Genomic DNA, 13788 nt, shown 5'->3' on the forward strand with positions numbered 1-13788 from the left:
GACAGTAATGTCATAGCCAAGTAGTACTAATTACCCGTAGATTTATAGCCTATGGTTGCTATATGAAATTATAATATAATAAATGACAAGTTCTTTATGCGCAGCGAAGGTTTTGTCTTTGTGAAAGTTTTTATCGCTTAAAACGCAATAAGCTTAAGGCTTCAGGCCTAATGCTTAAAGCTATATACCTTCTTTAGGGTGGTTTTAGCGGTGGGGCTCACCTGTTCCCATTCCGAACACAGAAGTTAAGCCCACCAGCGCCGATGGTACTGCTAACGCGGGAGAGTAGGCCGCCGCCAGTTTTTATTTTATTTTTAAAAAATCCTTTATCATTGTGATAAAGGATTTTTTTGTTTTATACCCAAGCTAAGCTTATAAGCAATAAGCAATGAATAATAATTGATAAACGATACATCAATCAACTATGATTGATCAACTATCACCTATCATTTATTACTTATGCTGACAGCATACACTCCAATTGTCACTCCGTAGGAGTCTCAACAAAGTATCATCAAACAATTTTACAGTATCAAACCGTCTGAGTTAAAAAAATCATAAAGACTCTAATAAAGGAGGCTGGATTCCTGCGGAATGATACGATTGGGGATATATGAACTCACGATTTAAGCTGATCATTTACAACAGTCACTCCATAGGAATCTAGACAAATCCATTATTTTATTCAACTCAATCCCCACAAAGTACAAGATTCAGACTAGAGCTCTTTTAACTTTAAATTTTACTTAATTATTTAAGTATCAAAAGCTTTACACTCATAGTAATGATTGAATATGTTGTGATTAGAATAATTTGGTTGCTTTTATTAATAGATTTGGCATAAATAATTAATGATTGTATATTAATTTAATGATAATTACGTTTATTTGTTGAAATATCTAGTGATATTGTTAAATATATACCAAATCTAATTTTTATGAAAAAAACCATTTTTAAGGTTGGACTGCTCCAATCCTTATTCTTTTTCGGTGGATTGTATGCACAAAGTGATTCAACTAAAGCGTCAAAGATTGACGAAATAGTTGTTACAGCTTATGGTGTAAAAAAAGAAAAAAAAGCGCTTGGATATTCTTTCCAGGATGTGAAAGGACAAACCCTTGTTGACGCCAAAGAAAATAATGTTACCAATGCGTTAGCAGGAAAAGTTGCCGGGTTACAAGTGATTAAAGGAAGTTTTGGACCAGGTTCTTCCTCCAAAATTAACCTGCGGGGATTTAATTCGTTTACAGGAGATAATCAACCTCTTATTGTGGTAGATGGAGTTCCGTTAAGTAATAGCTTAGGATCAAAGGCTAAGCAGAATGGAAAAGATTCTAATAACGATTTCTGGAATCCGGATCTTGATATGGGGAATGGTCTAAGTGATATCAATCCGGACGACATTGAAAGTCTTTCTGTTCTGAAAGGTGGTGCTGCTTCTGCTCTTTATGGCTCCAGAGGTGGAAACGGTGTTATTTTGATTACTACAAAAACGGGTAAAAGAAAAGGGGGATTAGGAATTACATATTCTACAAGCTTAGGTTTTGAAAATATTTTTATGAAACCTGATTTGCAGCATAGTTTCGCACAAGGAAGTAATGGTTTGGTCAATCCTCAAGGGACCGACAATACAACTTCCTGGGGACCGACTTTTGAAGGTTCAAATATGACAGTCCACGATAACTTAAAAAACTTTTTTAAGACAGGAACTAATTCTCAGCATACATTGAGCTTTCAGGAGAACATTGGTGAAGGATCGAGCTTGTACACTTCTGCTAATTATTTAAGCAGTAATAGCCAGATTCCGAACTCAAAATATGAGAGGTTCAATTTTATGGCGAAAATGAATTCTAATTTTGGGGCTAATAAAAGATGGACTACTGAGGTGAAAGCTCAATATATGAGTGTTAAAGGTACAAACAGACCCTCTGCAGGGCAAGGTGACGGGAATTACTACCCAGCAATCCTTCTGATGCCTCAAAATGTTGATATAAGAGATTATCGTGAGGGGCAGATGCAAAATGGAGTGACATCGCGCTGGATAACCTCTAATGGAATTAATCCCTATTGGACTGCTTATAATGCATTGAACGCTGATAAAAAAGACAGGTTTTTATTAAACGGTTATCTTAAATATCAATTTAATAACTGGCTGAGCGCAGATGTAAGATTAGGAACGGATTTCTATTCTTTAAATACGGATGCGAGAGTTTGGACGGGATCCAGACGTAATAATTCTTACTCTACCGGTCAGGAAAAGTTTTATGAAAATAATTATATCATAAGTCTTAATGCTAAAAAAGATGATATTGTTGGTAAATGGGGAGGATCGCTTTCTGTTTATGGACAGATGATGGAAAGCAGGGATAAAGCATTATATTTTTCCACACAAAATCTCGTTATTGCCAATGTTTTCAGTACGTCTAATACGAGTGATCTTGCTTCTGTTACAACAACCGAAGTTGATATGTGGAAAAAAATTAATTCAGTATTTGCTGCTGCTGAAATTAATTATGACGGATATTGGTTTCTGAATGCTACAGCAAGAAATGATTGGTCTTCTACTTTGAATATAAATAACAGGTCTTATTTTTATTCTTCTGTGAGTACTTCATTAGTTTTGACAGATATGCTGAAAAAATTAAATGGTACTACTTTAAATGCCTTAACATTTGCTAAGCTTCGCGCGGCCTACGCAATTGTGGGTAACTCTTTACCTCCTCACAGCTTGTACAATACATATATTGCTTCCACTGATCCAAACGGACATATTGTACTTGCAAGGAACAAGATACTTTTTAATCCGGATTTACATGCGGAAAAGCTTAAAACTTTTGAAGTTGGAGCAGACATGAAGTTTTTTGACAGAGTGTCTCTGGATGTAAGTTATTTTAATAATAATGCCACCGATCAGCTTATAGCCATTCCGATAAATCCACTTTCCGGATATGAAAGAATGATGATTAATTCAGGAGGGTTGCATAACAAAGGGTTTGAATTCGTAATGAATACGGATATCTTTAAGAAGGAAAGCTTTGTATGGAATGTTAATGCCAATTTTTCAACGTTAAAAAGCAACATCGATAAAATTGACGGGATTGTTTCAAAATATCCTTTATCAGGTTTTGATAACGTTGCTTTCTTCGCAGAAGTAGGAAAACCTTACGGAGCCATTTACGGAACAAAATTCTTAAGAGTAGAAGATACCAGCAGTCCTTATTACGGAAAATTGATTGTGGATCAAAACGGATTACCGCAGGCAACGCCCGATCAATATTATTTAGGAGATCAAACCCCGAGAGCTTTGTTTGGTTTTACAAACAGCTTTGTTTATAAAAATATCGGACTTTCATTTTTAATTGACGGAAGAATCGGAGGTAAATTTTTCTCTGCAACACAAGCAGCATTACAAGCGAATGGACTTGCTGCAGACACTGCACCCGGAGGAAAACGTGATAATATGATTTTGGATGCCGTAGTGGAAGGAAATGGCGGTTATACAGCAAATACCAAAGAAATTACTCAACAGGATTATTGGGGAGCTGTAACATCCGGAAACTTAGGAATTACAGAGCAAAACATTTATGATGCTACCAATATTCGTTTAAGAAATATTCAGCTGACATATAATTTTCCTAAAAGTATTTTCCAAAAACTAGCCTTACAGAGTGCTAAAGTAGCTTTTACGGCCAATAATGTATGGATGATCTATAGCAAAGCTAAAGGAATCGATCCGGAATCTGTATTCGCAATTAATTCTAATGCTACAGGATTTGAAAACCTTGCTTTTCCTACTTCAAGATCTTATTTATTTACAATCACTTTAGGCTTTTAATTAACAACTGAAACAATGAAAAAATATATCTTATCATTTTTTACGATTGGTTTACTATGTACTTCATGCAATGATTTTGAAGACATTAATAATAACCCGTTTGCCGTAGACGCTAATAAGGCAGAACCCGAATATTTATTAAATAACTCAATTCTCGGTGCCCAGCAGGATCCTAATATTGCAGAACGTGTTTTTGTTTTATACTGGAAAACGGCAGCAAGACAGCATTTGACAACCGGAATTGCAGGTGGAACTTACGATGATTCCTGGACTTCTGAATATTGGAAATACATTTCGGACTGGCTGAATAATGCGAATGCGGCCATTCAGTTGGCTAATGAAAAAAAGGCGGCCGGACAGGGAAAACCTTATTATGATAATGTCATTCAGGTTTCCAGAATTTGGAGAGCTTATTTAATGAGTGAATTTTCGGACAATTTCGGACCTCAACCGATTCACGCTTTTCAGGGAACGAATCCTACTTTTAATTCTGAAAAAGAAGTGTATTATTTTATTTTGGAAGAATTGAAAGATGCAGTCACAAAAATGGACACAACGCAGGGAGTACCATCAAATGCTAATGCTTATGATATGGTTTATGGGTTTAACTGGACTCAGTGGGTAAAGTATGCCAACTCTATGAGGATGAGAATTGCTATGAGAATCGCCGAAGTAGATCCTTCAAAAGCAAAAACAGAATTTGAAGCAGCGGCTAATTCAAATATGTTTATCGCTACAAGTACAGATAATTTTAAAGTTGCTGAAAAACCGGGATGGGATGCGCTAACAGGTGTAATGTCCAGAGAATGGAACTCTCAGATTTTATCAGCAACCCTTAATAATTTATACATTGGACTAGGAGGAGTAAATTCTACAGACCAATTACCAGCAGCTCAACATGCACAGGTAAAGGCATCTGATTATATCGGTATAAAATATGATCAACAGTTCACTACAATGACCAATGACCCAAGTGCAGGCTACTGGCTGGACGGATTACCCAATAAAATAGATCCGAGAGCCTATAAAACATTCTATATTCCGGGGGATCTTACAAGCCCGGTTTACTCATTGTATCCGACTTATACCAATCAGGCAACTACCAATCACGGAGATCTTACGTTTGAAGACAATTCTAAAATAACAATAAATACCGTAAATACCTGGAATGCCTATACCATTGGAAACTGGGGCGTAAAAGGACAGAGAAACGGCTTGAGAAATGTAGTAGGATGTATGCCGGCTTTAGGTAAGCAGTATAGAGAAAGTAAGAATGCAAGAATATTTTTTGCAAGTTGGGAAACCTATTTCCTTCTGGCAGAAGCTGCATTGAAAGGCTGGACAGTTCCAATGAGTGATGAAGCTGCTTATAATAAAGGAATTCAGGAAAGTTTTGTTTATAATGGAGTTTCACAATTCTATGGTCAATATATTGCTTCAACGGATTATAACCGTGACGGTACTTCTGTTTCTTACAGTCATATTACAGAACCGGGAGCAAGCCATACCATGAAATATAAAGATCCTGTAACCGGGAACTTAGTTTCTGTTGAAATTAAATATCCTGTGAATACTATTTATAAGAACGGATCGGTAAAGAATGATAAACTGACCAAGATTATTACCCAGAAATATATTGCCAATATGCCTTGGTTACCGTTAGAATCCTGGAATGATCAGAGAAGACTTGGGCTGCCGTTTTTTGAAAATCCAGCCATCGAAACTCCATTACCCAACCTTCCTAATCTGAGCTCAGGGAACTATATGACGAATTCTATTCAGAATTTTCCTCAGAGATTAAGATATCCAAGTACTTTCAGAAATACCGATCAGCCTGGATATGATAAAGCTGTACAATTACTTGGTGGCACAGATGCTGTACTGACTCCTCTTTGGTGGGCCAAACATTAATTAAGTTTTAATACTAAAAAAATAATCCTTTTCTGATTTTGAAAAGGATTGTTTTTTTAGATACAAATTGACTGGATATCTCTTTAAACGGATTGTTCAAATAATTATGATAAAGAGTATATGGATTGGCTTCAGAGCTTTAATTGGCTGCTATTGTAAAAACTACCTGAGTACTATATGCTGTCGCCGGAATTGTTACAGAAACACCACCAATTTGCAATTGTACATTAATGGCAGAGTAATCTACACTATTGCTGATTCCTAATAGTCCTGTAAAAGTAATAGTTGACAATGTTACGGCACTGGCTTGAAGTATCTCGATATAATTGGCTGTTCCTCCATTAATTGTGGCAGTACACCCTACACAAAGCCCATTGATTTTTGTCGTGCCTCCGCTCCTTTTTGCATAAAGCTTCAGGGAACTATTCCACGAGGTGGGTGCAAGTTGCATGGTTATTTTGGCTCCGGAGGCTGAAAGAAGATTAAGAAAGGATCCTGGCAAATTACCGGATAATGTTAATTGTGCAGGATTGTCATAGGTTCCTATATAGTTATTTCCAGCCTCTGTAATGGTTGGTACGCTGACAGTCCAGCTTGTTCCTGCAATATTTATGGTTTGCCCCTGAAGGTAACTTCCCATCATTAAAGCAATAATGTATAGATATCTTTTTAAGAACTGTTCTTTGAGAAAAGGGCTTTTCATTTTCATTGCTAATTTTATTCTGTAATAGTGTAGGTGATCACGATAGCTGTATTGGTCTGTGCCTGTAAATTGGCATACGTACCAGTGGCAAGTGAAATGGTAAGTGCATGCCCGTTATTAGCTCCATTTCCGGTAAATGCTCCTCCAATACCGCTAATGATTGTAGTAGGCGTGGTCGTGAGCGTTACCTGCCCCGCCGATGTTCCCAATGTTCCGCCTCCTGCTCCGGAAGCCGCAGCTGCCTGCAGCCTTATATTGACTCCGGCAATAACTTGATTCACAGATGCTGTAATTCTTTTTGTAAGTCCTCCGGAAGCAATAGCAGATGTATAGTTTATCCACTTTGATGTATTGGGAGTCGGTGCTCCAACAGCATTTCCAGCTTCTGTAGGAGCTGTAAAATTTAACACAATACTTCCTGTAGGCTCAATGTCCATTAAAGTTACTACAGGCAATGTAAGACTAACAGTAGTATTTGCGGTCTGGGAATAGATTGGCCCGGATACAACACAAAATGCAATTAATAATAGGGTACGGATCAGAATCATCTCTTCTTTTTTATTTCATTATATCCTACTTTCAAGGATTCCTTTTGATATTTGATCTCTATCTGCTGTTTGACAACATTGATTGTTATTTTCTTTGTTTCCGAAGGCTGTAAAGTAAATATAAATTTGTCCGTTGAAATTTTATAACGCTTGTCCAATCCATTGCGGTAAACTTTCACAGTCCAGTCTCCCGGACGCAGATAGGTGAAATCAAAATCTTCTCCTATGTTGCATACTTTACGGTAAGTCTGATCGTTATTGGTAGCTTCCACAATAATACTTTCTTTTTTCTTCTTTCCTTTAGCAGATGGCAGCTGGCCAAAATCATTTTGATCTTTATCTCCGGTTTCCAGGAACTTAACATGCCCCTGAACAGTCGCCGCTGTTGTTAATCCGAAATTAAATGTATTTTCCTTATTGAGTAATGAAAGCGCTGCAGGAAAAGTCTGGGTTGGAATATCATTGATTTCTGTCGTGGAACGGTCTATTTCAAGAAAATAGTTGCCGGGAATAACATTTTTAAACATATAATTTCCATCCTTATCCGTAACAGACAGATAACTTCCAAGTATTAGTCTTATTCCTTCTGTTTTTTTTAATCCTAAGCTGCTGACATTTCCGGACAGTGAAATATACTCGGCAATTTTTTGTACAGGAACGTTGGGGCGCCAGGTATAGCGCATGGAAAATATAAAATCTTTATCTCCGATTTCCCCTCTTTGTAGTGAATACCTTCCGGAAAGATCAAGTTCGTTCCCCTGAAACAGCTGTTGATGAAAAAGAAGCTCAAACAGATTTCTGTCTTTAAAATATTCCTCTGGCATGTAATTGTTCTGATAAAAGATACTTAAGCTGGTCTTATCAGAAAACTTGCTGAAGATTCTCGCTCCGTAATAAAAATTTCTCTGGTTTTGAAGCTGATATCTTGAGCTTATAGCATAACTTCCGAAGATGTTAAATGAGGTACTGAATTTTTGAAATGAAAGATTCGCAGAATAAAAACTGGAATTTCCACTAAATCCAGTCATATAATTATCTGTTTTACCGAATTGTCCATCCAGATTGACCTGGAAAACTCCTATTTGCTGATTAATACTCACCTTGAAGTAACGTTCATAGTAATCAAACTGCTTTGGTTCCAAACGGTCTTTATAAGTTTGATATCCATTATTCAGGATGATGAAACCAGTAGGAATATATTTGTATTGCACTCCATATTGAAAATACTTTCTGTACGGGGCGGCCAGGAGCAGTGTATCTCTTTGGAAATTTTTGGCATCCTGCATATAATTGGCAAATACGCTGATTTTTTTGGTGATATTATAATAAATATTACCGTTAAAGGTATTGGTATTGGTGAAATATCCGGCAAAATCAGGGCTGGCTCTCATATACATCAGACTTCCGTTTAATTTTTTAAATACAGCTTCTGCCTGTAATAAATAAGCTGTTCCATCAGTGTTCTTCGTTGTACTATATGCCAGTTCTCCGGAAAGATTGATATTTTTTGACACTTTGAATTTTCCTTTAGCATATGATAGATGAGCATCTGAATCAAGTCTTACATCTCCAAATCTGATTTCTTCCTTCCTCGGGGTTTTGTAGAGATAGCCCACAGAAATTTCGGACTCTTTCCGGATTTTAAAAGCTGAATACATATTAAATTCATCTTTAATATCTCTGAAGAATCTGGGATGATTGTAGAATCCCCCAAAGCTTATTTTATTAAAATCATAGCGAATTTCTGCCCCGCGCCCATATCTTGCAAATTCTGTAAGATAGGATGAAGAGTAGGTTTTATCACCTAAATGAATAGAAAGATTGTTCCGTTTATAATTCACAAAATATTCTTCATATTGAGTAAATGTATTGAGTTCTACAGGATTGTGAGTAACTGCTCTAAATTCAATCTGGTTTTTATTATTCTTGTCCAGTGTTCCTTTACCATAGATTTCACCCTGAAAACCATCGTGATAAACTCCCATATTCTGCATTCCGATAAAAGATAGGGAGAGGGCAACAGGAAGTCTGTGATAAATATCGTTTTCAGATGGCTTTACTGAAATTACCTGAGTAGTTGCGTAGACATCCTGAATTTCTTTGGGACGACTCTTCGGGTGTACCGAAAGATTTAGGTTTTGAAATTCATTTTGAGCAAGTTCAGGACTTGTTACTTTGTGAATCGTAATAATTTTTGATTCATTGGGGGCAAGAACAAGGGATGACTCGTTATCAACTACGGCATTTTTACTTTCAAGAACAATGTTTTCTGTAACATTACCATTATTTTTCAAAAGGAAAGAAGCACGGATTGTTTCTCCTGCTCTTACAAATTCAGGGGTATTTAAAGCCGTTACCAAAAGCTTTCTGTTTCCGGAAACTACGATTTTTGAATTTTTTGTAAAAGCTGTTCCATTACTACGATCTGTAATGTTCAGGGTTACAGAATAAGTACCCTGTCCTGTTTCTGTTCCGACACGTAATGGAACCAGATATACTGATGTTTCATACGGAAGAATCTGAAATTCTCCTTTTGCCAGAATAGGATTGATTGAGGAACTTGATGTGACAACTGAAATATCATATGTTTTGGTTTCCTTCGAATTATTTTCGAATGTGAAGGGAATAGAAGTAGACATTCCCGGCAATAAACTATCTTTTTTACTGATCAACCTGTTGGGTTGCTCTTGGGAAAAAATAAATACCGGGAATAGTGATATGATAATAAATAAAGTCCAAGTTCTAATCATTCTTTACTTCTAATTCCACATTGAGTGCAAAAGCATTCTCTTCTTCATCGGTGGCTATAATAGCTGCTTTGTATTTATCAGGGGGTACTTTACTAATGTCAATGTAAAATGTTTTGGAGGTGTCGGGTAACAGCCCCATTGTTAAACTTGAATAAGTTCCCACCTTCTCACCCGTTTTTCGGTTATAGATTTCTATGGAAGCAGTCGGTTTACAGTAAAGATTACCATTATTGGCTATTGCTATCTTTGCCGTTTGTTTTCCTTCCTGTTTTTCCACCTTTACACTTTCAAACTTAAGGTCCGGCTGGGCCTTTTCTGTTTCAAAATCTGTAATTACCTGAATGGCATATCGTATAACAGAAGTGATAATTACTCCCGGCTTACCGTCGCTGGGTTTTATCTCTTCTACCGGCTCTACAATAATCACACTCCAATAGCTTCCCGGATCCATTGCCTGATTGGGAATGATTATTTCATAGAAGATCTCAGTCTTTTCTTTACCTTTAAGGGTAACAAGATTAGTGTTGAGTTTCAGCCACTCTCCGTTACTTCGTTTATTGGTACGTAATGCTGTATAATTGATCGTTCCGTCCGCATGGTAGGTATAATCCTGTAAAAATATTTTTACACTTTGAGGATTGCTGCCCGTGTTTTCAATGGCAACTTTTCCTTTATAAACCTTTCCATTTTCTATTTTGTAAGAATGCGTAAGTCCGTTGAGAATCACAATACCGGCATGTAAAAAGCTGAACTGCAAAATCAGGGTAATCAGGATAAGGATACGCTTTATCATGATATAAGTTTGGAGTTAAAACATTAATAATACAAAACAAGGAAGAAACTGGATACAAATTTCTTCTTGTTTTTGAAACGTAAAATAGAATTTTAATTAAAATTCTAATTGTCTGATATTGTATAAGTAACGGTAGCAGCAACAGTAGCTGTAGCCTGTAAATCTGCATACGCGGCTACCCCTCCAGGACCACTTCCTGCAGCGAGTGCATAGGTAAGATTATGACCGTTATTAGCTCCATTTCCTGTATAAGCACTTCCAATACCGGAAATAATAGTCTGGTCAGTACCAGTTAATGTAAGCAGTCCTGCGGAAGTTCCCAATGTGCCTGCTCCTGCTCCGGTGGCCGCCGCCGCCGTTACATTAAGATCTACTCCAGGAATGATAGCGTTCATTTTTACGCTTACGTTACGGGTAGGATCTGCCACAGATTTAATAGAAGAATAATTAAGCCACAACGTAGTGTTGGCCGCAGATGGAAGAATAGGATTTCCGGCTTCAGTAGGAGCTGTAAATCCAAGGGTAATATTTTTGGTTGCTGATGGCTCAATATCTACCAATGCAACTTCGGGAATAGAAATGGTAACCGTATGGTTATCTGTAGCGAGATCTTGGGCACTCAGATTCCCGCATAGAGCAAACGCAAATAAAGACGCTGCAATAGTTAAATTTAGTTTTTTCATGACACTGTTAATTAGTAAAGTGAAGATAACAAAATTCAATATGTTTTAAAAAAAATATACCACATATTTTTTATAATTGCTTATTTATCATATGTAATGCATTATAAGATGAAATAATTCAAAAAAAATACTGCACAATTTTGTGCAGTATTTTATCAATATTATAGGCGTTTTTAGGCCCAATGCGGGTCAGAAACGGAAACTTTTCCGGTTTCTATTCTTCCGGCAAAGTGCCACAGATGATCGTTTAATTTTAGCTTCAAATCATACCAGCCTTTGTATTTATCAAGATCAATAATGATTTTTTCTTCCGTTTTTTGTACAGAAACTGTTCTTTCGCTTCTTGTATAAAGATCTTCCAGACTGATGGAAAAATTTTTCTTTTTGTGATTTCTGATAATTAATTCAATCTGATTTTTTGAGGTCATATTCGTCAAGATCACCTCTGTTTCTGCAGTTTTATTTCCCTTAAATTTCCTGAAAAAGCCATTGGGACCGAAAACTTCATAATCATAAGCTCCCGGCTGCACAGTATGGGATAGCGTTTGCTTTTCATATAAAGCATATGAAAAATGATAATTATTATTGTCGAATTGAGTTCTGTCATATACCAAAAGCGGAACCCCATTATCTTTCAGGTTAGTCATTTTTATATGGTCTCCTTCCAGATTTACATGGAAATGATAGGGCAGCGGATTGGATGGTTTCAAGCCTCTTTCCTGAATGTCAAGCAGGCTATCTTTAAGTTCATCTTCAGAATACCATTTCAAATTAGGGACAGGTTTATTTTTAGCTGCGTTGATGGTTTTAGCATAATCCTTCTGATCAAGATAATCCATTTTCGGAACTTTCACGCTGGAAGAATTGAAAGCGGAAGTAAGATCTCCACATATCGCTCTTCTCCAGTCACTGATATTTTCTACACGGACATCCTTTTTGAATTTCTTCATAATGAATTTTTCCAAAAACTGCAGGACAGACGTGTGATCCGATACTTCAGAATTGACAAAACCTCCTTTCGTCCAGGGAGAAGCGATGATCATAGGGACTCTGTAACCCAATCCGACAGTTCCTTCTACTTTTTCATAGCTTTTCAAAGAAGGAGAGCTCATATATTCCTGAGTTTTATCCACATATTCCACCCCTTCTTTTCCGTTCATATCTACGGGCTGGCTTGGATTCACTGGTGGGGCAAAAGGCAATACGTGATCAAAATACCCGTCATTCTCATCATAATTGATGATAAATATGGTTTTCTTCCAGGTTTCAGGATCTTTGGTCAGAATATTCAGAACTTCAGAAATATACCAGGCTCCGTACCATGGTGATCCCGGATGATCAGAAAAATGTTCCGGAGCTACCAGCCATGAAACCAACGGAAGCTTTTTCTCTTCCACATCTTTACGGAACTGAAATAATACATCACCTTCCGGAACAACAAGCCTTTCTCCGTTTTCATCCTTTCCAATTTCCAGTTTCCAGTAATCAGGATCGTTGGAATTAGTGGTAAAGGCTTTTTCATGAAGATTTTTTTCTTCTTTTGAAAGTTTTGAATAATTGTCAGGGTGGTATTTCACCTGATCTTCCTGAACTTCAGCCAGCATGGCTTCCAGTCTTTCTTTCTGATCAGGATTTTTTTCAATCTCCTTCTTCAGATAGGCGATGATATTGGGAATATTCTGATAATATCCTTTTGAAAATTTAACGTTGAATTTTGAAAACCACTCAATCGGGTTATCTGTAAAATTACTCAGCCAGGCTTCCTGTTCTCCGGACATTCCTTTTGGAAGACTGATTTCATTCTGATAAATTCTCCACGAAACATTTTGCTGCTCTAATATTTCCGGGAAACTTTTCCATTTTGCCTGCCTCGCTTTATCATAATCAATGTTTTCATTAACAACATTGGCTTTTACTTTTCCGTTTTGCTGTTCCCTTAATGTTCCGGACCAAAGGAATAGCCTGTTGGGAGTTGTTCCGGTGAGTGAAGAACAGAAATACTGGTCGAATATGGTAAATGCATCTGCCAGCTGATAATAAAACGGAAGGTCTTCGCGGTTGTAATATCCTAACGTAAGCGGAATATTTTTATAATCTTTATTTCCTGAGGCTTTTGCCTGAAGCCATTGGTCAAATTTACCTTTGTTCAAAGCTTTCTGCTGATCTGCCCATGAGTGTGGCAGTGAGCTCATCCAGGTAGATTTTGTATTTCTTAAATCCAGACGGGCAGGAGATGCATATTTTCCTTCGTCACTTTTTTGAAAGAAAACAGAATGGCCGTCCTGTTTTATAAAAGCTCTTTTATCCAAAAAACCTCTTACTCCTTTTAGAGCACCAAAAGCATGGTCAAATGAACGGTTTTCCTGCATCAGGATGACAACATGCTCTGCATCATAAAATGTAGACTGGGCAGCCGGATCAATGGCTAAAGCTTTTAAAATGGAAGGATGTAAAACATTTGAGGTTCCTAATCCTGCTAATAAAAGACTTGATTTCTCTAAAAATTCTCTTCTGTTCATGTTCAATCGTAATAAGAAAGAAACCGCAAGTTAATAGGATTTTCCT

At 37.0% G+C, this 13788-nt stretch carries 8 protein-coding genes and 2 rRNA genes (1 of these 10 cut by a window edge); 4 read left to right on the forward strand and 6 right to left on the reverse strand.

Translation table 11 applies throughout. The features are described 5' to 3' along the window. From AB1278_RS02905 to AB1278_RS02920, 4 genes are all read left to right on the forward strand, one after another. Window positions 1-50, forward strand: a 23S ribosomal RNA gene (locus tag AB1278_RS02905); it begins 2705 nt to the left of the window's first position. 144 nt (window positions 51-194) lie between these two features. Then, window positions 195-302: ribosomal RNA gene (rrf, locus tag AB1278_RS02910) — 5S ribosomal RNA — on the forward strand. A 635-nt stretch (window positions 303-937) separates the two neighbouring features. Continuing rightward, window positions 938-3835, forward strand: a complete 2898-nt coding sequence (locus AB1278_RS02915) for a SusC/RagA family TonB-linked outer membrane protein (RefSeq protein ID WP_429812311.1) — start codon at window positions 938-940, stop codon at window positions 3833-3835. Window positions 3836-3850: 15 nt separating this feature from the next. Next, window positions 3851-5746, forward strand: coding sequence for a SusD/RagB family nutrient-binding outer membrane lipoprotein (locus AB1278_RS02920; protein WP_429812314.1), 1896 nt, complete (start codon window positions 3851-3853; stop codon window positions 5744-5746). 139 nt (window positions 5747-5885) lie between these two features. On the opposite strand, the gene AB1278_RS02925 is transcribed toward AB1278_RS02920, so the two are convergent. The 6 genes from AB1278_RS02925 to AB1278_RS02950 form a co-directional block, all read right to left on the reverse strand. After that, a complete protein-coding gene (locus AB1278_RS02925; protein ID WP_429812317.1) occupies window positions 5886-6449 on the reverse strand; it encodes a hypothetical protein in 564 nt (187 codons plus the stop codon). 14 nt (window positions 6450-6463) lie between these two features. Beyond that, a complete protein-coding gene (locus tag AB1278_RS02930) occupies window positions 6464-6997 on the reverse strand; it encodes a hypothetical protein (protein WP_429812319.1) in 534 nt (177 codons plus the stop codon). Further along, window positions 6994-9747 carry a hypothetical protein gene (locus AB1278_RS02935; protein ID WP_429812322.1) on the reverse strand — a complete coding sequence of 918 codons (2754 nt, stop codon included), beginning with the start codon at window positions 9745-9747 and terminating at the stop codon, window positions 6994-6996. The genes AB1278_RS02930 and AB1278_RS02935 overlap by 4 nt, the downstream gene beginning before the upstream one ends. Continuing rightward, a complete protein-coding gene (locus tag AB1278_RS02940; protein ID WP_429812325.1) occupies window positions 9740-10540 on the reverse strand; it encodes a WxL protein host-binding domain-containing protein in 801 nt (266 codons plus the stop codon). The genes AB1278_RS02935 and AB1278_RS02940 overlap by 8 nt, the downstream gene beginning before the upstream one ends. Before the next feature lie 104 nt (window positions 10541-10644). After that, window positions 10645-11223 (reverse strand): hypothetical protein, encoded by a 579-nt coding sequence (locus AB1278_RS02945; protein WP_202841618.1) that lies wholly within the window; start codon window positions 11221-11223, stop codon window positions 10645-10647. A gap of 173 nt (window positions 11224-11396) precedes the next feature. After that, window positions 11397-13742 (reverse strand): phosphocholine-specific phospholipase C, encoded by a 2346-nt coding sequence (locus tag AB1278_RS02950; protein WP_429812330.1) that lies wholly within the window; start codon window positions 13740-13742, stop codon window positions 11397-11399. Window positions 13743-13788 lie beyond the last annotated feature (46 nt).

Origin of the sequence: Chryseobacterium sp. NRRL B-14798 (assembly GCF_050470705.1) — a bacterium.
GTDB lineage: Bacteria > Bacteroidota > Bacteroidia > Flavobacteriales > Weeksellaceae > Chryseobacterium > Chryseobacterium cupriresistens.